General features: G+C 61.8%; 15 protein-coding genes. 9 read left to right on the top strand and 6 right to left on the bottom strand.

Annotated features, from left to right (window positions below; translation table 11 throughout):
* Positions 1 to 102 precede the first annotated feature (102 nt).
* Entirely contained in the window at positions 103 to 1,329 is a 1,227-nt protein-coding gene (locus HX866_RS02945; protein WP_177092804.1) for an HD-GYP domain-containing protein, read from the bottom strand.
* 50 nt (positions 1,330 to 1,379) lie between these two features.
* Entirely contained in the window at positions 1,380 to 3,005 is a 1,626-nt protein-coding gene (locus HX866_RS35015) for a methyl-accepting chemotaxis protein (protein WP_177137962.1), read from the bottom strand.
* Positions 3,006 to 3,195: 190 nt separating this feature from the next.
* Between HX866_RS35015 and HX866_RS02935 the strand changes: the two genes are divergently transcribed.
* The 4 genes from HX866_RS02935 to HX866_RS02920 all read left to right on the top strand — a co-directional run bounded on the left by HX866_RS02935 (position 3,196) and on the right by HX866_RS02920 (position 8,481).
* On the top strand, positions 3,196 to 4,200 hold the full coding sequence (locus HX866_RS02935; RefSeq protein WP_177137960.1) for a DUF4917 family protein: 1,005 nt from the start codon (positions 3,196 to 3,198) through the stop codon (positions 4,198 to 4,200).
* Positions 4,201 to 4,303: 103 nt separating this feature from the next.
* The gene (locus tag HX866_RS02930; RefSeq protein ID WP_177092806.1) at positions 4,304 to 4,843 is read left to right on the top strand and encodes an RNA polymerase sigma factor; all 540 of its coding nucleotides are present in this window, start codon (positions 4,304 to 4,306) and stop codon (positions 4,841 to 4,843) included.
* The gene (locus HX866_RS02925) at positions 4,840 to 5,799 is read left to right on the top strand and encodes a FecR family protein (RefSeq protein ID WP_177137959.1); all 960 of its coding nucleotides are present in this window, start codon (positions 4,840 to 4,842) and stop codon (positions 5,797 to 5,799) included. Before HX866_RS02930 ends, HX866_RS02925 begins: the two co-directional genes overlap by 4 nt.
* A 117-nt stretch (positions 5,800 to 5,916) precedes the next feature.
* A complete protein-coding gene (locus HX866_RS02920) occupies positions 5,917 to 8,481 on the top strand; it encodes a TonB-dependent receptor (RefSeq protein ID WP_177137956.1) in 2,565 nt (854 codons plus the stop codon).
* On the opposite strand, the gene HX866_RS02915 is transcribed toward HX866_RS02920, so the two are convergent.
* Both HX866_RS02915 and HX866_RS02910 read right to left on the bottom strand, forming a co-directional pair.
* Positions 8,459 to 8,767 (bottom strand): ribbon-helix-helix domain-containing protein, encoded by a 309-nt coding sequence (locus HX866_RS02915; RefSeq protein WP_177092809.1) that lies wholly within the window; start codon positions 8,765 to 8,767, stop codon positions 8,459 to 8,461. The two genes, HX866_RS02920 and HX866_RS02915, sit on opposite strands and share 23 nt — an antisense overlap.
* A 14-nt stretch (positions 8,768 to 8,781) precedes the next feature.
* Positions 8,782 to 9,363: a DJ-1/PfpI family protein gene (locus tag HX866_RS02910; RefSeq protein ID WP_177092810.1), complete on the bottom strand. Its 582-nt coding sequence runs from the start codon at positions 9,361 to 9,363 to the stop codon at positions 8,782 to 8,784.
* A gap of 203 nt (positions 9,364 to 9,566) precedes the next feature.
* Here HX866_RS02910 and HX866_RS02905 point away from each other — a divergent pair, with 203 nt between their 5' ends.
* A complete protein-coding gene (locus HX866_RS02905) occupies positions 9,567 to 10,478 on the top strand; it encodes a DMT family transporter (RefSeq protein WP_177092811.1) in 912 nt (303 codons plus the stop codon).
* Here HX866_RS02905 and HX866_RS02900 read toward each other — a convergent pair.
* Both HX866_RS02900 and HX866_RS02895 read right to left on the bottom strand, forming a co-directional pair.
* Entirely contained in the window at positions 10,466 to 11,683 is a 1,218-nt protein-coding gene (locus HX866_RS02900) for a class I SAM-dependent methyltransferase (RefSeq protein WP_177137954.1), read from the bottom strand. The two genes, HX866_RS02905 and HX866_RS02900, sit on opposite strands and share 13 nt — an antisense overlap.
* Positions 11,684 to 11,737: 54 nt before the next feature.
* Positions 11,738 to 12,355, bottom strand: coding sequence for a TPM domain-containing protein (locus tag HX866_RS02895; RefSeq protein WP_177137953.1), 618 nt, complete (start codon positions 12,353 to 12,355; stop codon positions 11,738 to 11,740).
* 419 nt (positions 12,356 to 12,774) lie between these two features.
* Here HX866_RS02895 and bglX point away from each other — a divergent pair, with 419 nt between their 5' ends.
* From bglX to HX866_RS02875, 4 genes are all read left to right on the top strand, one after another.
* Positions 12,775 to 15,066: a beta-glucosidase BglX gene (gene bglX / locus HX866_RS02890; protein ID WP_177137951.1), complete on the top strand. Its 2,292-nt coding sequence runs from the start codon at positions 12,775 to 12,777 to the stop codon at positions 15,064 to 15,066.
* Positions 15,067 to 15,281: 215 nt separating this feature from the next.
* Positions 15,282 to 17,045 (top strand): sensor histidine kinase, encoded by a 1,764-nt coding sequence (locus HX866_RS02885; RefSeq protein ID WP_177124290.1) that lies wholly within the window; start codon positions 15,282 to 15,284, stop codon positions 17,043 to 17,045.
* The gene (locus HX866_RS02880; protein ID WP_177137949.1) at positions 17,042 to 18,373 is read left to right on the top strand and encodes a sigma-54-dependent transcriptional regulator; all 1,332 of its coding nucleotides are present in this window, start codon (positions 17,042 to 17,044) and stop codon (positions 18,371 to 18,373) included. Before HX866_RS02885 ends, HX866_RS02880 begins: the two co-directional genes overlap by 4 nt.
* A 340-nt stretch (positions 18,374 to 18,713) precedes the next feature.
* Positions 18,714 to 20,036 carry an MFS transporter gene (locus tag HX866_RS02875; protein ID WP_177092817.1) on the top strand — a complete coding sequence of 441 codons (1,323 nt, stop codon included), beginning with the start codon at positions 18,714 to 18,716 and terminating at the stop codon, positions 20,034 to 20,036.
* Positions 20,037 to 20,706: the final 670 nt, after the last annotated feature.

The following is a 20,706-nucleotide window of genomic DNA, read 5'->3' as shown; positions in this document are numbered from 1 at the left end:
GTAGGCCTTCCTTTAGCTGACAGACTCCCACCAGCTTCAGTCGAAGACCTGCCACCTACCTTGACCTGGCTCAAGGAAATCCCGGATCCGGAGTGCCGCTCGTCAGCCGCCGTTTATCTGGATCAACCCGCGTCGGCGATAAGACTCGATATCCACGCCAAAGGCCCCGGACGAGCAGACCTGACGAATCGCATAAGGGCGGCCCATGGCATCGAACGTATTGCCGGCCAGATCGATGACCTTCTCCAGACAGCGCCGCTTGTCCGCCCCGAGCACCCGCAACAGGCGCGGCTTGAGCCGATTGCACGTCGGGGCGCCCAGGATGATCGCCACTTCCTCGTTGGTCATCTCGACGATTTCGCCGCTGGGGTACAGGCCAATCATGCGAATGAACGCACTGACGATCTGTTCATCGAAATGGCTGTTGGCGGCCTTGAACAGAATACGCAAGGATTCGAGAGTCGAACGGCCCTTGCTGTAGACCCGGTCACTGCTGATGGCGTCATAGGCGTCGGTCACTGCAACGATCCGCGCATAAAGCGGAATCGCCTCGGCACTCAACCCCTGGGGATAACCCGTCCCGTCAATACGCTCATGGTGCGACAGCGCCACATCGAGCGCCGCCAACGGCACGCCGGATTGGCTGACGAGCAAGGTATAGCCCTCCATGGGATGGCTTTTCATGATGGCGTATTCCTGCTCCGACAAGGCCGTCGGTTTGTTCAGGATTTCACCGGGCACCTTGAGCTTGCCGACATCATGGAGCATGGCGCCGACCCCGATCTCCTCCAGCTCCGCAGCCGGCAACCCCAGCTCGCGACCCAGGGCAATGGAGAGCATCGCCACCCGCAGCGAATGCTCGGCGGTGTAATCGTCCTGAAATTTGATCCGGGTCAGCCAGAGCAAGGCCGAGGGGTTGCGCAGGATGCTATCGACGCAGTCCTTGACCACGGCTTTCACCGCCCCGACCTGAATCGCCTCGCCCAGTTCGACAGCCTCGAGAATACGCCAGGACTGCGCTCGGGCCGAGCCCCAGGCCCGCTCGGCCTGGGCCATTTCCACATTGAAGTCGACCGGCTCGGCGAGCGCCGCACATTCAGCGGGGGTTTCGACTGGCGGCGCCTGGCGTCCAGACGCACTGGCGATATCCACCCAGACATACTCGCAGTTCTCGCGCAGCAGCCGCAGTTCCTCCTCGCGGCGTATGCGGAACTCACGAAAGGAAAAGGTGGTTTCCTCCCATGGCCGATCCAGCGCTTCGATCTGCATGCCAATGGCCAGCTGGGCCACCTCGATCTTGATACAGCCTTTGCAGATATCCGGGTCCATGTCACGTCTCCGAACGGATGCGTCAAATAAGAGAGCCAAGGGCTAGCGCCTCAGATCGAGAACTGCGTGACCACCTTGTTCAGCTCCACCGCCAGCTTGGACAGTTCATGACTGGCGGTCAGGGTCTGGCTCGCCGCCGATGAACTTTGAATCGAAAGATCACGAATACTGATGAGGTTCTGGTCCACCGACCGGGCGACCTGGGCCTGCTCCTCGGAAGCGGTCGCAATCATCAGGTTACGATCGTTGATCTCACTGATGGCCTGGGCAATTTCGGACAAGGCCGAACCGGCTTCATGGGCAATCAGCAAGGTCTTGTCGGCCTCTTCGTTGCTGCGCCGCATCGAGACCACGGCCTGCCCGGTACCGGCCTGGATCGCGCCGATCATCTGTTCGATTTCCTGGGTCGAGACCTGGGTACGATGCGCCAACGCTCGAACTTCATCGGCGACCACGGCAAAGCCGCGACCTTGTTCGCCGGCCCGGGCGGCCTCGATGGCGGCATTGAGCGCCAGCAGGTTGGTCTGTTCGGCGATGGCGCGAATCACATCCAGCACCTTGCTGATGTTCTGCGCCTGTTGCGCCAGGGACTCGACTTCCTGCCCCGTGGCCTTGACCGTCGAACTCAGGGTTTCAATCGAGGTAATCGTCTGATGCACGCGGTCAGCCCCGGTGCGGGTCGAACGCTCGGAACGCTGGGTCGACTGCGACGCCGACACCGCATTACGCGCCACTTCCTCGACAGCGGCGGTCATTTCATTGACCGCCGTGGCGGCCTGGTCGGTCTCCAGGCTCTGGCGTTGGATCCCGCGATTGGACTCGTCGGTCACCGCGCTCATTTCTTCCGCGGCCGACGCCAGTTGCGCGGAGGAATTGCTGATATGCCGGAGGGTATTTTTCAGGTTGGTCTGCATGGCCGCGGTCGAGACCTGCAACTGCGCCAATTCGTCCTTGCCGTCCACGCGGATCTCGTTGCGCAGATCACCCTCGGCGATTTTCCGGGTCGAGCCGAGCAAGGCCCGCAGCGGCTCGGTCAGGCTGCGGGTAAAGATAACCGCCAGCATTACGGTCAAGAAGCAAGAAATAACGATGATCGCGATGGTCAGGTAAAAACCACCATCGAACTGCTGCTGGGCCATGATGCCGGACTGCACGGCACCCTCGTCATTGATCTTTTCCAGCGTCTCGATGCTGGCTTGCAGCTCAGTGACCAAGGGCGGAATCACCCCATTAAGCAGGACAAGCGCCGCTTCGGTGCCCTTATCGCTGGCGATCTGCAATGCCTCGGCGAGCTTCTGCTCGTAGCGGATGGCGTTGCTCTGCAGCGCCTCGTAGACCTTTTGTTCCTCAGGGCTCGAGACCATCGGCCCATAGGCCTTGATCTGCTGGTCGAGTGTACCCTTGAGCTCCTGGATACGGACGGCTTCGGTCTGTTTCAGCTGGGCATCGGTGGCCGAGACCAACCGAAAGCTCTCCAGACGTATCCGATAGACGGTCAACTCGATCCGCCCGGCCTGTCGCAGGCTGGCCATCCAGTTATCCTGAAGATCGACCGCCGCTTCGCGAATCAGATGCATTTTCCATAACGCCAGAACGCCCAGGGCAATCAACAGCAGTGTGACAAAAGCAAAACTCAGAAAAGCGCGTGTGGCTATTTTCAGGTTTCGGACTGACATATCGATCACCCTTTATGCGGCATTCCGTTGCACTGGAAAAAATACCCAAAAGAGATGTCATTACGATATCACCGTAAAAGATGATCCGTGAAAAAATCGTAGCCTATGGAATGAGGGAATGACGCAACAAACCCCGTGTTAAAGTTCGCCGTTGATCCCCTTTAGATTTGGCAACCGACGAATGGCAACGATGGAACTCCAGGCATTTGATACGACGTTGGAAGACTGGAGCGCCCTGCGTGCCGAAATTCCGTGCAGCGGCCTGTTGATCGGCAACGGTGCCAGCCGGGCGATGTGGCAGGGGTTCGCCTACGATTCGCTGTTCGAAAAAGCCCAGACCACCCGCAACCGCCCGCTGGGACTGAGCGAACTGGCAGTGTTCAAGGCACTGGAAACCAGTAACTTCGAGCAAGTGCTCAGTGCCCTGAAGAGCACCATCCGGGTCAACGCGGCGCTGACCATCAGTTCGTCGTCGCCACGTAACCGCTACTTCGCGGTCAAGGAGGCGCTGATCCATGCGATACGTTCGGTGCATATCCCCTGGAACCGGGTGCAGGCCGAGAGCCTGGCGCAGATCAATGCCGAGTTGAGTCGCTATCACACTCTTTACTCGACCAACTACGACCTGCTCACCTACTGGGCGATCATGCGGGCGCCCGAACGCTTCGACGACCTGTTCCACACTGACGACTCGACCTTCGACCTGGGCGACACCGATGCCCGCGGCACCCGCGTCCTGTACCTGCACGGCGGCCTGCACCTGGTGAAAAACCTCGATGGCAGCACGCGCAAGCTGACTTCTTCGGAAAGCACCCTGCTGGGCAGTTTCGCCATCAATACCCTGGGCGATGTACCGTTGTTCGTCAGCGAAGGGAATGCGCAGGACAAGCTCAAGGCGATCCGTCATTCGGATTACCTGTCCTACTGCTACGGACAGTTGGCCGGACACCAGGGCGCCCTGTGCATCTTCGGCCACAACCTCGGCGCGCAGGACCGACACATCGTCCAGGCCCTGCTGGATGCACGGATCAAGACCCTGGCGATTTCGATCTACCCGCGCAGCCAGGCGTTTATCCAGCATCAGAAGCGCCACTTCAGCCAGTTGTTCGAGGGCCGGGAGGTGACGCTGCGGTTTTTCGATGCCAAGAGCCATCCGCTGGGCAATCCGCAATTGCAGGTCAACCCCGAGGTTTGAGGCTTGCCGGCGAGCGGATTATTTCAAACAAGACAAATAGCAATAATTCTCGATATCATTCACGACTTTCCCGCTCCCCCAGCAAACGTCGTGAAGGATCGCCATGCCTCGTCCCAAGCCCGACCCCTTGTCGGCTGAAACCTTTCGCGGGTTCTATGCGGATATCCTGCATTTCCTGCGCAAACGCACGGACAACCCCAGTGATGCGGCGGACATGACCCAGGATGTCTTCACCCAGTGGCTGGACTACCGCGACCAGGCCAAGGTCGAACAACCCCGGGCGTTTCTGTTCCAGATGGCACGCAACCTGTTGCGCGATCACTGGCGCAAGCAGAAGGTCCGCCAGGTGGTGCAGCGCGAACCCGACGCCGAGCAGGCGCAACCCTTGGCCGACGAGCGCCACGACCCGCTGGCAGCCGCCCAGCAGCGGCAACGGCTGGAGCAGTTGAAACAAGTGCTCGAGGAACTCTCGCCTCGGCGTCGAGAAGCCCTTATGCTTGCGCGTTTCGAGGGCCTCAGCCAGGCCCGGATCGCCGAACGCATGGGAATTTCCGTCAGCATGGTGGAGAAGCACATCGCCTTTGCCCTGCTGCACTGCAAGCAGCGCCTGGCACAGGACAATGACAGGGAGCAGCCGCAATGAGCCGCGTCATCGACCTCGCCCTGGATGGGAACAGCATCGATGCCCAGGCCGCGAACTGGTTCACCCGTCACCGCGACGCCCCCGAAGAGCCGTTGGACAAGGCGTTCGAAGAATGGCGCGCGACACCGGCCCATGCCCAGGCCTATGCCGAGTTCGAAGCGCTCTGGGCGGACCTGGCGCAACTGCGCCAACTGAACCAGCCGCTCTTGCCGACAGCGCGACGCAAGAGCCTCTGGCGCCCGGCCCTGGCCACCGCGGCCGCGTTGCTGTGCGCGCTGCTGACCGCCAATCTCGGTGCACCGAACACACCGTATCGACATCAGGTCGCCGCCCATGCCCAAGGCACGCGCACCCTGAAACTGCCGGACGGCAGCACCCTGTCCATCAACGCCAATACCCGATTGCGCATCAACTTCCGCTCCCAGCAGCGGGATATCTATCTGGATCAGGGCCAGCTCTACCTGGAAGTGGCCGCCGACAAGGAACGACCGCTCTGGGTCCATGCCGGTAACGCCCGGGTGCGGGTGGTGGGCACCGGCTTCGATGTCCGTCGCGGCCAGCGCCAGTTGGTAGTCAGCGTCGCCCACGGCCAGGTGGCCTTCGAGCCCGAGGGCGATCCAAACAACGCCACCCTGCTCGAAGCCAGGCAACGGGCGATCTTCGACTACGCCAAGGGCACAGTGCAGCAGCAGACCCTGAGCAATGAGGAAATCGCCGATTGGCGCAGCGGCCACCTGACCTTTCGCAATCGTGAACTGGCCAGCCTGATCGACGAACTGAGCCTGTACCGCAGCAAGCCGGTGCAACTGGCGGATGGCCCACTGGCGCACTTCAAGGTCTCCGGCAGCCTCGACGTGACCGATCCGGATGCCCTGCTCAATGCCCTGCCCGCCTTGATCCCGGTGAAAACCGTGACCCTCGACGACGGCCAGGTCAGGATCGAAAACCGCAAATAGATTTTATTGCGAATATTTTACATTCGCATATGTGGTTTTTCCCCCGTGTCGCGTCTTCCTCCCCGACTGCGTTCCACCAGAACGCCTTTTTGGCCTTTGGCCACATCGGGGGATTTAATGTTTCGCGCTGCCCATGAGTTATTCCACAGCTGTTCTCGTCCAACGCTGATCGCCGCCTGCCTGAGCGTCAGCCTCCAGGCCATGGCCGCCGATCCGGTGGCACTGGACCTGCCGGCACAATCCCTGGCGGCCTCCCTCAGTGCCGTGGCGCAGAAGACCCGCATCCAGTTGCTGTTCGACGAAGAGCAACTGCGCAACGTCAAGGCCCGCCCGTTGCAAGGCCGCTTTACCGCCCAGGAGGCCATCGTGCTGTTGCTCAAGGGCGGCAACTTCACCCTGGTGATGATCGACAAGACCTTTGTCGTGCGGCAGAACGAACCTGAGCCCAGCCCCCGCAACAGCGCCATCCAGCTCGGTGCCATGAGTATTCTCGGCGACGGCAAGGCAGTGGACGCCAGCACCGTCGGGCGCTCGACCCTGACCCAGGATGATATTGATCGTCACCAGCCTGACAATATCCCCGCGCTGCTCGGCACACTGCCCGGCATTACCATGGGCGGCTCGATGAAACCCGGCGGCCAGACCATCAATATCTGGGGCCTGGGGGATGCCGAAGACGTGCCGATGACCGTCGACGGCGCGACCAAAAGCAGCTTTGAACGTTATCAGCAAGGCACCATTTTCATCGAGCCGGAGCTGATCAAGAGCATCGAGGTGGAAAAGGGTCCGCACTCGCCCGAGACCGGCAACGGCGGCTTTGGCGGTACGGTGCACATGGAAACCAAGGACGCCCCCGACCTGCTGGAAAAGGGTCGCAACAGCGGTGCGATGGTCAAATACGGCTACGCCAGCAACAACCATGAGCAAACCTACAGCGGCGCGGTCTACGGCCGTACCGACGACGGCAAGGCCGACGCCCTGGTGTTCCTGACCCAGCGCAATGCCGACGACATGAAGCTCGCCGCCACTGCGCCCAACCCCGGCAACCAATACCCGATCAACCCCCAGCGCCTGCCCAACAGCGGCCAGGACCTGGATGCCGGGCTGTTCAAATTGAACCTCAGCCTCACCGACGAACAGAGCCTCAAGCTCTCCTACTCGCGCTCCCAGAGCGAGCGCTGGACTCCGTTTTCATCCCAGAGCTACCCGACGCCGCCGACCGCCTCGAACATCAAGCAGTACGGCTATGAAAACGCCTTGAAGCGTTTCCTCGCCAATCGCAACACCACCGACACCACCTGGTCGGGCAAGTACGAATACAAGCCGCTGGACAATCCGCTGGTGGACCTGCAGGTCAAATACTCCACATCCCGCACCGACCAGACCGACGAGCGCGATGCCACCGCGTTCTTCCAACTGGCCACCGGCGGACGCCGGATGGACGTCGCCTACAAGGACCGCGAACTGGAGATCAAGAACACCAGCCTGTTCGATACCGGCTCGCTGCAACACGCCCTGACGGCCGGGATACAGATCCGCAAACACGCCCGGGAAACCGAGATGTGGATGCCAGGCACCAACTATAACAACGCCACCTACAATTACGGCCACTTCCAGCCGGCGTTCATGCCGCAAGGCAAGGTCGACGCCAACGCGTTCTTTATCCAGGACGCGGTCACCCTCGGCGACTTCACACTGACCCCTTCCCTGCGTTACGACCATGTGCGCAACCGTGGCGAGGGCAACGATGCGCCCTACTACGACAACCCCGACCCGACTTTCGGCCACGACTACAGCGACCAGACCTACACCGGTTGGTCGCCACGCCTGGCCGGCTTCTGGCGGGTGACCCCGACCCAGGGCCTGTTCGCCGACTACAGCAAGACCTGGCGGGCACCGGTGATCGACGAACAATATGAGGTCCAGGGCCTGGGCAGCCGCACCGCCACCAGTACCAACCTCGACCCGGAACGCATCACCGCCCTGCGCCTGGGCAGCATCAGCAACTTCTCCAAACTGCTGACCGACAATGACAACCTGCTGGTGCGCACGACGCTGTATCACAACCGGATCGAGGATGAGATCTTCAAGGCTACCGGGGTCGGTTGCGAAAACCAGGCGATCAATGGCGGCACCATCAGTTCAGCCTGCCCACCGGGTGCCCTGTCCAACTACCGCAATATCGGCGGCATGACCATCAAGGGCTTCGAGGTCGAGAGTTTCTACGACTCGGACCATCTGTTCGGCCAGCTGTCCTATTCCTACACCACCGGCAAACGCGACAACGCCTACACCAACCCGTGGGGACCGGCCGTCTGGGCACGGGACATCCCGCCGGCCAAGTGGGTGGTGGTGCTCGGTACCAAACTTCCGAGCCTGGATACGCGGATCGGCTGGCAGGGGATCTATGTGCGCAAGAGCGACCGCCTGCCCAGCGACCTGTACCACGGCGGCCCGGGCAGCAGCGTCGGTGACGCCTTCTACGACCAGTATCCGAACGACAGCTATGTGGTGCAGAGCCTGTTCGCTCAATGGAAACCCCAGCAGCGCTACCTGAAGGGCACCGAAGTGAACGTGACGGTGGATAACCTGACGAACCGCAACTACCGACCGGAACTGAGCGGCGACCGCGCCTACAGCGAAGGGCGCAACCTCAAGGTCAGCCTGACGCGGTTCTTCTGAGCACGCTGAGTTCCGCGACCTGAGCCCGCCGCTGGCTCAGGTAGCGGGTGCAACTGACCCGCAGGAAGGAGGCGAAATTCAGCACCTCCCCGCGAAAGTCCATGACCTCTTCGTAGAGCCGGGTGATCAACTGATTGGTGGTCATGCCGTCGGCCTCGGCGATCTCGCCGAGGATGTCCCAGAACTGGTTTTCCAGGCGCAAGGTGGTCACCACGCCACGGATACGCAGCGAGCGGGAACGCGATTCGTAGAGAATCGGATCAGCCTTGACGTAGAGCTCACACATGACCCACCCCTCCCTTACAAGGTGATTTTGGTACCCAGCAAGCCGAGGAACGCCGCCAGCCAGCTCGGATGCGCCGGCCAGGCCGGAGCGGTGGCGAGGTTGCCCTGGACATGGGCCTGGGTCACCTCGATATCGATATAACGACCACCGGCCAACCGCACTTCCGGGGCACAGGCCGGATAGGCGCTGCACTCGCGACCGTCGAGAACCCCAGCCGCCGCCAGCAACTGCGCACCGTGACAAACAGCGGCAATCGGCTTGCCTGCGCGGTCGAAGGCCTGCACCAGTTGCAGGACCTTGTCGTTCAGGCGCAGATACTCCGGCGCCCGACCGCCGGGAATCAGCAACGCATCATAATCGGCCGCATCGACCTTGGCGAAATCGAAGTTCAGGGCGAACAGATGCCCGGGCTTTTCGCTGTAGGTCTGGTCGCCCTCGAAGTCATGGATCGCGGTGCGCACGGTCTGGCCGGCGCTCTTGTCCGGGCACACCGCATGGACCTGATGACCGACCATCAGCAGGGCCTGGAACGGCACCATCACCTCGTAGTCTTCAACGTAATCGCCAACCAGCATCAGAATCTTTTTCGCGGCCATGGGGTGAACTCCTCTGGGTGAACGCTTGGGCAGATAAGAGTTATCAAGGTAGACCCTGTGGGCGCCGGCGGGTAATCGCCGGCTACTACGGGCGGCCCACTACAAACTGTACGGACAACTCTCTACCCAGCTGTAGCGCCGAACCGTCGGGACTTTATGGCTAGATAACAGTCCCCCTGTCCCCCGAATCCTGGTCAACCTTTATGTCCTCCCGTGAAAACACCGGCATGCTGCTCGGCCTGCTGGGTGTGGTGATCTTCAGCCTGACCCTGCCCTTCACCCGCATCGTGGTGCAGGAAATCAATCCATTGCTCAACGGCCTCGGACGCGCCCTGGTCGCAGCCATCCCGGCAGCGGCACTGCTGCTGTGGCGTCGGGAAAAATGGCCGACCTGGAGCCAGTTCAAAGGCCTGTGGCTGGTGATCGCCGGGGTCATCCTGGGCTTTCCGGTGCTCTCGGCCTGGGCCATGAAGACCCTGCCGGCCTCCCACGGAGCCCTGGTCAATGGCCTGCAACCCTTGTGCGTGGCGTTGTATGCGGCCTGGCTGTCCCACGAGCGGCCATCCAAGGCCTTCTGGGCCTGTGCGGCCCTGGGCAGCGCGCTGGTGCTGGGTTATGCGCTGATCAGCGGTGCCGGGAGCATCCAGTCCGGTGACCTGTTGATGCTCGGCGCCATCGCCGTCGGCGGCCTGGGTTATGCCGAAGGTGGGCGCCTGGCCCGGGAAATGGGCGGCTGGCAGGTGATCTGCTGGGCGCTGGTGTTGTCGGTGCCGGTGTTGATCGGCCCGGTGCTGTACCTGGCCTGGCAACACCAGGGGGCGATTTCCGGCAAGGCCTGGTGGGCCTTCGGTTACGTGGCGATGTTCTCGCAGTTTCTCGGCTTTTTTGCCTGGTACGCCGGACTTGCAATGGGCGGTATCGCCCGGGTCAGCCAGATCCAGCTGCTGCAGATTTTCTTCACCATCGCCTTTTCGGCGCTGTTCTTCGGCGAACACGTCGAGCCGATTACCTGGCTGTTTGCCGGTGGCGTGATCGTCACCGTGGTGCTCGGGCGCAAGACCAGCGTCCGCCCGGCGCAACCGGGCGGCTTGCCAGCGGGGGTTCAGCTCAAGTAGCCGTCGGCCCGCAGCAGGGTTTCCAGGCAGTGTTCCTGGATCGCGTAGAACGTCTTGAGCTCTTCGATTTTCGCCAGCAGTAGCGCCGGATCCTGGGGTTCGGCGCGTTTGACCGCGAGGATCATCTTGTTCTTGTTGGTGTGTTCCAGGGAAATGAACTCGAAGACCTTGGTCTCGTAGCCACAGGCTTCCAGGAACAGAGCGCGCAAGCTGTCGGTGACCATTTCCGCCTGCTGCCCCAGGTGCAAGCCGTATTGCAGCATCGGCTTGAGCAACGCCGGGCTCTGGATCTGCAAGCGGATCTGTTTGTGACAGCACGGCGAACACATGATGATCGCCGCGCCCGAACGGATGCCGGTGTGAATCGCATAGTCGGTGGCGATGTCGCAGGCATGCAGGGCGATCATCACCTCCAGCTCGCTTGGCGCAACGCTGCGCACATCACCGCATTTGAACACCAGCCCCGGATGCTCCAGGCGCGCCGCCGCGGTGTTGCACAGGTTGACCATGTCTTCACGCAACTCGACCCCGGTCACCTGCCCTTCGACCTGCAAGGTATTGCGCAGGTAATCGTGGATGGCAAAGGTCAGGTAACCCTTGCCCGAACCGAAGTCCGCCACCCGCACCGACCGGTCGAGCTTGATCGGCGCGTGGCTCAGGGCGTGGGAGAACACTTCGATGAACTTGTTGATCTGCTTCCACTTGCGCGACATCGCCGGGATCAGCTCGTGCTGCGGGTTGGTCACGCCCAGGTCGGTGAGAAACGGCCGGCTGAGTTCCAGGTAGCGGTTCTTCTCGCGATTGTGCTCGGCGGACGGCACCTCCCGCGCCTGCTGGGCCTTGCCCTTGAACAAGGTGCTCTTGCCCTTCTTGCTGTACTCCAGTTGCACTTCGTCGGTGAGCGACAGCAGGTGCGCGTTCTTGAACGACGCCGGCAGCAACCCGGCAATGAGCGCCTGGCCTTCGGCAAGGGCGAAGTTCTTGGTGATATCACGGGTCTTGTAGCGATAGACAAAGGACAGGCATGCCTGCTCCTTGACCGTCACCTGCTTGATGATCAACCGCTGCAGTTCCGCCTCGTCGCCGACGTACTTGGCCAGCACCAGCTTGATAAAGGCATTTTGCGCCAGGCTGGTCTCGAGCAACTCGAGGAACTGTCCGTGATGGTCCGGCACGGACTGGACGGGGGTTGCAGTAGCTGACATGTAAAAGGCGCCTCGAGCGTGCGGGAATCGGATCAGTGAATGGCCGACATTGTATCAGCCCAGCAGCACCAACCGGTTAGGCAGCTCGTTACGCGCCTCGGTCACCGGCACATGGGCGTTGAGCAGCTCACCGCAGGACTCGATACAGTTGACAAACCCCTGCAAGGTCTGGCCTTGTTTGACCCGCTCGGTGAAGGCCTTGACGATGGGCTCCCAGACGCTGTCGTCAAGCCGCTGGGAAATCCCCTTGTCCACCAGGATTTCAACATGGCGCTCAGCCTCGCAGACAAAGATCAGGATGCCGGTGCCGCCGACGGTATGGTGCAGGTTCTGTTCGAGAAACTGTCGCCGCGCCAGGTTCGACGCCCGCCAGTGGCGTACCGAACGCGGAATCATCCGGCTGGTGATCGACGGGATGCGGAACACCAGGCACAGCACGATAAAACTGCTCCACTGCAGCGCCAGCAGGACATGGCTGTTCATCCAGCCGAAGACAAAGTTGAGAATTCCCGGTACCAGCAGCGCCACCAGGCTGGCCCACAACAGAGGGATATAGGCATAGTCATCGGCACGCCGCGCCAGCACCGTCACCAGTTCCGCATCGGTCCGTTGCTCGACCTGGGTAATCGCTTCGGCAACCTTGCGTTGTTCATATTCAGTCAGTAAAGCCATGGTTGTGCATGCTCCCTAATCATTATGAATTACCAACTGCCCGATGATCCGCCGCCACCGAAACTGCCACCACCACCGCTGAAACCACCGCCGGAGCGTCCGCCACCGCCCCTGGGGCCATAACCCATGAGTTGCAGAGCGCGCAGATCAACACGAAGAGAACCATGAGCAAGCCCATGAAACGCTCTTTGAAACGCTAAAAAGGGAAAGATCCCAGGATTTTTCACACGCGGGACTCAGGCATAATCCGCCCCCGCCGCTGGAATGTGTGAAGCCAATCAGCTAAAAGATGCCCAGCGCGAAAAACACTTCGCAAGTGTTCTGGATAAATAGCACAACAAAGAATCGCTCCCTATAACTAAACAGCCCGGCCAACACCCCACGATCGGTCGCCGGACCGGGCCCCGAGATAATCATTCATGAAGAAGCTGTGTTTGCTGGGCCTCGCCATTGGCCTGGCCAGTCTCCCGGTAGTGGCTGACACAAAGCCCGCCTCCCTGGAAAACAAGGACGCTTTCATCGCCCAGCTGATGAAGCAGATGACCCTCGAGGAAAAGATCGGCCAATTGCGTCTAATCAGTATCGGCCCGGAAATGCCCCGGGAACTGATCCGCAAGGAAATCGCCGCCGGTAACATCGGCGGCACCTTCAACTCCATCTCCCGCCCGGAAAACCGTCCGATGCAGGACGCGGCCATGCGCAGCCGGCTGAAGATCCCGATGTTCTTCGCCTATGACGTGATCCACGGCCACCGGACCATTTTCCCCATCAGCCTGGCCCTGGCGTCGAGCTGGGACATGGATGCCATCGGTCGCTCCGGGCGCATTGCCGCCCAGGAAGCCAGCGCCGACAGCCTGGACATCACCTTCGCGCCCATGGTCGATATTTCCCGTGACCCACGCTGGGGCCGGACCTCCGAAGGTTTTGGCGAAGACACCTACCTGGTCTCGCGCATCGCCCAGGTGATGGTCCACGCCTACCAGGGCAAGAGCCCGAGCGCACCGGACAGCATCATGGCCAGCGTCAAGCACTTCGCCCTTTATGGCGCGGTGGAAGGCGGTCGCGACTACAACGTGGTCGACATGAGCCCGGTGAAAATGTACCAGACCTACCTGCCGCCCTATCGCGCCGCCATCGACGCCGGTGCAGGCGGGGTGATGGTTGCCCTGAACTCGATCAACGGCGTGCCGGCCACCTCCAACACCTGGCTGATGCAAGACCTGCTGCGCAAGGACTGGGGCTTCAAGGGCCTGGCGGTGAGCGACCACGGGGCGATTTTCGAACTGCTCAAGCACGGTGTCGCCAAGGACGGTCGTGAAGCGGCCAAGCTGGCGATCAAGGCCGGCATCGACATGAGCATGAACGACTCGCTGTATGGCAAGGAACTGCCGGGGCTGATCAAGTCCGGCGAAGTGCCACAGAGCGACCTCGACAACGCCGTGCGTGAAGTGCTCGGCGCCAAGTACGACATGGGCCTGTTCAAAGACCCGTACCTGCGTATCGGCAAGGCCGAGGACGATCCGGCCGACACCAATGCCGAAAGCCGCCTGCACCGCAGCGATGCCCGCGATGTGGCGCGCCGCAGCCTGGTCCTGTTGAAGAACCAGAACCAGACCCTGCCGCTGAACAAGTCGACGAAGATCGCCCTGGTCGGCCCACTGGCCAAGGCTCCGATCGACATGATGGGCAGTTGGGCCGCCGCCGGCCTGCCGGCACAATCGGTCACGGTGTTTGACGGCCTGAGCCGCGCCCTGGGGGACAAGGGCCAGCTGATCTATGCCCGTGGTTCGAACATCACCGCCGACAAGAAGGTCGTCGACTACCTGAACTTCCTCAACTTCGCGGCGCCAGAAATTGTCGATGACCCGCGCCCGGCGCAGCAGATGATCGACGAAGCGGTCAAGGCCGCCCAGCAGGCCGACGTGGTGATCGCCGCAGTGGGCGAATCGCGGGGCATGTCCCACGAATCCTCGAGCCGGACCGACTTGAATATCCCGGCCAGCCAGCGTGAACTGATCAAGGCCCTCAAGGCCACCGGCAAGCCTCTGGTGCTGGTGCTGATGAACGGCCGTCCGCTGACCATCGGCCACGAACAGGACCAGGCCGATGCCGTACTGGAAACCTGGTTCAGTGGTACCGAAGGCGGCAACGCCATCGCCGACGTGCTGTTCGGCGACTACAACCCGTCGGGCAAGCTGCCGATCACCTTCCCACGCTCGGTCGGCCAGGTGCCGATGTACTACAACCACCTGACCATCGGCCGGCCGTACACTCCGGGCAAGCCGGGCAACTACACCTCGCAGTACTTCGACGAGGACAACACCCCGCTGTACCCCTTCGGTTATGGCCTGAGCTATACCGACTTCAGCCTGAGCAATATGGCGCTGTCTTCGACCACGCTGAACAAGAGCGGTAAGCTCGATGCCAGCATTACGGTCAAGAACACCGGCAAGCGTGATGGCGAGACAGTGGTGCAGTTGTATATCCAGGATGTCGCCGGCTCCATGATCCGTCCGGTCAAGGAACTGAAGAACTTCCAGAAGGTGATGCTCAAGGCGGGCGAGCAGAAGGTCCTTCACTTCAGCATCGACGAGGACGACCTGAAGTTCTACAACACTCAGTTGAAGTACGCCGCAGAGCCGGGCAAGTTCAACGTGCAGATCGGCCTGGATTCCCAGGACGTGACGCAGCAGAGTTTCGAGTTGTTGTAAGCCCCGGCTGGCTTGCCAGCGATGAGGCCCTCGAGCCTTGAGCGACCTTTCGGACGCCATCGCCAGCAAGCCGGCTCCTACAAATCAGGGCTCGCCACAAACTGTCTTCTGTGGGAGCTGGCTTGCCAGCGATGAGGCCGCCAAGGCTTCGTCGAAACGCCTGCCGATCAGGACATGCTATCTTTCCCGCCCCTCCCCAGCCTGTCGTTGCCCGTATGTCGCCGATTCCCCGTTCCCTGCGTTTGGCGCTCTATACCCTGCTGATTGCCGCCGGTACCGTGCTGGCCGCTGGCTGGGCCGTGCATCGCGCCGAACAACAGGCACTGGTGGACGACGCCTCCCGTGGCAAGACGCAATTGACGCTCTACGCCAACGCCCTGCACACCTTGATCGAACGCTACCGCGCCCTGCCCGCCGTGCTCGCCCTCGACCCGCAATTGCGCGCGGCTCTGGCCGGCCCCATCGACGCGGCACAACAGGACGCCCTGAACCGCAAACTGGAACGGATCAATGGCGCGGCACGCTCCTCCACCCTGCAACTGCTCGATCGCAATGGCCTGTCGGTGGCCGCCAGCAACTGGAGCCTGCCCAGCAGCTACGTCGGTCACAACTACGGCTTTCGCCCCTACTTCAACCAGACCCGTGTCGAGGGCAGCGGGCACTTCTATGCCGTAGGCGTGACCAGCGGTATTCCCGGCTACTTTCTCGCCAGCGCGGTGACCGGCGACAACGGCGAATTCCTCGGGGCAATGGTGGTGAAACTGGAGTTCCCGGAACTCGAACGTGAATGGAGCAAGGGCAACGACACCCTGCTGGTCAGCGACTCTCGTGACATCGTCTTTATCGCCAATCAGCCCGGTTGGCGCTATCGCCTGCTACGCCCGCTGCGCGACAACGACCGCAGCGAAATCGGCAGCACCCGGCAATATGACAAACAGTCCCTCAGCCCCCTTGAATACCGGCCCCTGCGGATGTTCGGCGACAACAGTTACCTGACCCGGGTCGACGGCCCGGACGGCAGCGCCGACTACCTCTGGGAGTCGGTCCCGCTGCCCCCGGAAGACTGGACCCTGCACCTGCTGCGCAAACCGCAGATGGCCGCCGAGGAACAACGCAATGCCGCCCTCGCCGGGGCCGGCCTGTGGCTGGCGCTGGTGTTTCTGCTGCTGTTCCTCACCCAGCGCTGGCGCCTGGCACGCATGCGCCAACGCAGTCGCGAAGAACTGGAGCGCCTGGTGGAGGAACGTACCCGCGACCTGCGTACCGCCCAGGACGGCCTGGTGCAATCGGCCAAACTCGCGGCACTGGGACAGATGTCTGCCGCCCTGGCCCATGAAATCAACCAGCCGTTGACCGCCCAGCGCATGCAATTGGCCACCTTGCGCCTGCTGCTCGATCACGGCCGGGTCGAGGACGCCTACCAGGCCCTCGCGCCCCTGGACCAGATGCTGACCCGCATGGCGGCCCTCACCGGGCACTTGAAAACCTACGCCCGGCAAAGCCCCAGCGGCCTGCGCGAACCTCTCGACCTGGCCGGTGTGGTCGATCAGGCGTTGCAACTGCTCGACCCACGCCTGCGCGAAGACGCGGTCAGCACGGTGCTGCACCTGACCCGTCCGGCCTGGGTCCGTGGCGATGCCATTCGCCTGGAGCAAGTGCTGATCAACCTGTTGCGCAACGCCCTGGATGCCATGCACGACAAAACCCTCAAGCGCCTGGAAATCCGCATCGAAGCGCGCCCACCGGTGTGGTTGCTCAGCGTCGGCGACAGTGGCGGTGGCATTGCCGAGGAACACCTGAGCAAGGTCTTCGACCCGTTCTTCACCACCAAGCCGGTGGGTGAAGGCCTGGGCTTGGGCCTGGCGGTGTCCTACGCCATCATCCATGAACTGGACGGCCGCCTGAGCGTCGACAATCGTTCGGGCGGTGCCTGCTTCAGCCTGACCCTGCCGATTGCCCCGGAGATGGACACACGATGAACGCCGTGATCGTGGTGGATGACGAGGCCAGCATCCGCACGGCCGTCGAGCAATGGTTGAGCCTGTCGGGATTCCAGGTGCAGACCTTCAGTCGCGCCGAGGAGTGCCTGGCGCAACTGCCGCGGGATTTCCCCGGGGTGATCCTCAGCGACGTGCGCATGCCCGGCATGGGCGGCCTGGAATTGCTGGCGCGCCTGCAGGAGCAGGACCGTGATCTGCCGGTCATCCTGCTGACCGGTCACGGTGACGTGCCCATGGCGGTGGAAGCCATGCGCGATGGAGCCTACGACTTTCTGGAGAAACCCTTCAGCCCGCAGACTCTGCTCGCCAACCTGGCCCGGGCCATGGAGAAACGCCGCCTGGTGCTGGAAAACCGCCAGTTGCATGAACAGGCCGATCATCGCTCCCGACTCGAACGCAGCCTGCTGGGGGTTTCCCGCAGCCTGCAGACCCTGCGTCGGCAGGTGTTGGAGTTGGCGGCGCTGCCGGTCAATGTGCTGATCCGCGGTGAAACCGGCAGCGGCAAGGAACTGGTCGCCCGTTGCCTGCATGATTTCGGACCGAGGGCCGACAAGCCGTTTGTTGCCCTCAACTGCGCGGCGATTCCCGAGGCGTTGTTTGAAGCCGAGTTGTTCGGTCATGAAAGCGGGGCCTTCACCGGGGCCCAGGGCAAGCGTATCGGCAAGCTCGAATACGCCGATGGCGGCACGCTGTTTCTCGACGAGATCGAAAGCATGCCGCTGGCCCAACAGGTGAAACTGCTGCGGGTATTGCAGGAGCAGAAGCTCGAGCGATTGGGTTCGAACCAGAGTATCGCGGTGGACCTGCGCATCGTCGCGGCGACCAAGCCCGACCTGCTGGACGAGGCCCGGGCCGGGCGTTTTCGCGAAGACCTGGCCTATCGGCTGACGGTGGCGCAATTGCGCCTGCCGCCGCTGCGCGAGCGTCGCGAGGACATCCCGTTGCTGTTCGAACACTTTGCCTACGGCGCGGCCGAGCGTATGGGGCGGCCCTCGACGCCGTTGAGCGGGCCGCAGTTGAGTCGCCTGTTGAGTCATGACTGGCCGGGCAATGTGCGAGAGCTGGCGAATGCCGCCGAACGCTCGGTCCTCGGTCTGGGGGAAGCCGAGCCCGAAGGCATCGACCCGGGCCAATCCCTGGCCGCGCAGCAGGAGGCCTTTGAGGCGCACTGCCTGAAGGCGGCCTTGACCCGACACAAGGGCGATGTCAAAGCGGTACTTGAAGAACTGCAACTGCCGCGCCGCACCTTCAATGAGAAAATGCAGCGCCATGGCCTGGCCCGCGAGATGTTCCTCAAGGACGACTGAATCCCCCCTTGTGATCTGTGACTTGTGGCGAGGGGGCTTGCCCCCGTTCGGCTGCGCAGCAGTCGTTAAACCGGACACCTTGCTGCGTCAGGCACAACGAGATGTCTGGTTTCAGGGGCGCTTCGCACCCCAGCGCGGGCAAGCCCGCTCACCACAATAGAGCATGCGCCCGTAGGCAACTTTCCGCTTACCGACTCACAGCCGATAAGCGGATTTCCGCTCACCCAATCCCGCAAACCCCTCTAAACCGGGCCTTCCGCCGTTGGCACAGCTCCTGCTATAGCCCTGTCAGGCTGCGCTTGCGCGCGCTCCACAAAAACAATGACTTGAAGGTTCCCTGATGGAAAACTCCTCTACCCTGCCCCTGGGGTCGGCGGCCGCGCCGGCCAAAGAAAGAACCACCTCCAGCCGCCTGAAGTCGATCTTCAGCGGTTCGGTCGGCAACATGGTCGAATGGTACGACTGGTACGTCTACGCCGCGTTCTCGCTGTACTTCGCCAAGGTCTTCTTCCCCAAGGGCGACACCACCGCCCAACTCCTGAACACCGCCGCGATCTTCGCCGTGGGCTTTCTGATGCGCCCCATCGGCGGCTGGCTCATGGGCCTCTACGCCGACCGCAAGGGACGCAAGGCGGCCTTGATGGCCTCGGTCCTGTTGATGTGCTTCGGATCGCTGATCATCGCCCTGACCCCGGGCTATGAAACCATCGGCGTCGGCGCGCCGATCCTGCTGGTGGTCGCCCGCCTGATGCAGGGTCTGTCGGTCGGCGGCGAATACGGCACCTCGGCCACCTACCTCAGTGAGATGGCGACCAAGGAACGTCGCGGCTTCTTCTCCAGCTTCCAGTACGTGACCCTGATCTCCGGCCAGCTCATCGCCCTGGCGGTGCTGATCGTGCTGCAACAGACCCTCACCACCGAACAGTTGCAAGCCTGGGGCTGGCGGATTCCGTTCGCCATCGGCGCCCTGTGTGCCGTGGTCGCGCTTTATCTGCGTCGCGGCATGGAAGAGACCGAGTCCTTCACCCAGAAGAAGGAAGCGCCGAAAGAAAGCCTGATGCGCACCCTGATGCGTCATCCCAAGGAACTGATGACCGTGGTCGGCCTGACCATGGGCGGCACCCTGGCGTTCTACACCTACACCACCTACATGCAGAAATACCTGGTGAACACGGTCGGCATGAGCATCTCCGACTCCACCACCATTTCGGCGGCGACGCTGTTCCTGTTCATGTGCCTGCAACCCCTGGTCGGGGCGCTGTCGGACAAGATCGGCCGGCGGCCGATCCTGATTGCCTTCGGCATCCTCGGGACACTGTTCACCGTGCCGATCCTCAGCACCCTGCACACCATCCAGACCTGGTGGGGCGCGTTCTTCCTGATCATGGCGGCACTGATCATCGTCAGCGGCTACACCTCGATCAACGCGGTGGTGAAGGCCGAACTGTTCCCGACTGAAATCCGTGCGCTGGGTGTGGGCCTGCCCTATGCGCTGACCGTCTCGATCTTCGGCGGCACGGCGGAATACATTGCGTTGTGGTTCAAGAGTGTCGGCATGGAAACCGGCTACTACTGGTATGTGACGGCGTGCATCGCCGTCTCGCTGGTGGTGTACGTGACCATGAAGGATACCCGCAAGCATTCGCGGATCGAGAGCGACTGAGTCCGACCTGATTGCTGGCGACAAGGCCCTTGCGCCTTGCGGCGTCCCCACGGACGCCATCGCCAGCAAGCTGGCTCCTACAGAATCGAGTCTCACCACAAAAGTATCGTGCTGCCGAGGTCTCTGTAGGAGCTGGCTTGCCAGCGATGAGGCCCGTGAGTCTTGCGGCGTTCTTACTAACACCATCGCCAGCAAGCTGGCTCCTACAGGGTTCAGCGGTGTTTGCCAGACCGCGTCCCACCTCTCCCCTGCGTCCCGACAGGACGATCCCGGCGCCATTCGGCGTAATCGCAAAAGAATTTTCTGAATTAATAGTCAGTTAATTTACAAGCGACATTCTGACCCTACGTTAAATCGACCTGGCCCCGGCCCCTTGGCATCACGTTGAATGCCGATCTTTCCCGGCGTCAAACATATCGATTTATACGATATGTTTAAGCGTTTATTTGCGCTTTTTAATCAAATTAGCAAGCGTAAAATCGCTTCCACACCCACTGAACAAAACGAACACGTTACGGAGCAACCACCATGAAAACCAAACTGATCCTCGCCCTGGCCCTCTCGGTACTGGCTGCCAACACCTTCGCTGCCGATGGTTATGACCGTACCGGCTCTGCCGCTTTCCATGCCAGCGCAAGCGCTGCACTTGCCTCCGATGGCTTCGATCACA

This window comes from Pseudomonas gingeri, assembly GCF_013386165.1.
Lineage (GTDB): Bacteria > Pseudomonadota > Gammaproteobacteria > Pseudomonadales > Pseudomonadaceae > Aquipseudomonas > Aquipseudomonas gingeri_C.
This window is presented reverse-complemented; position numbering and strand designations above follow the sequence as displayed.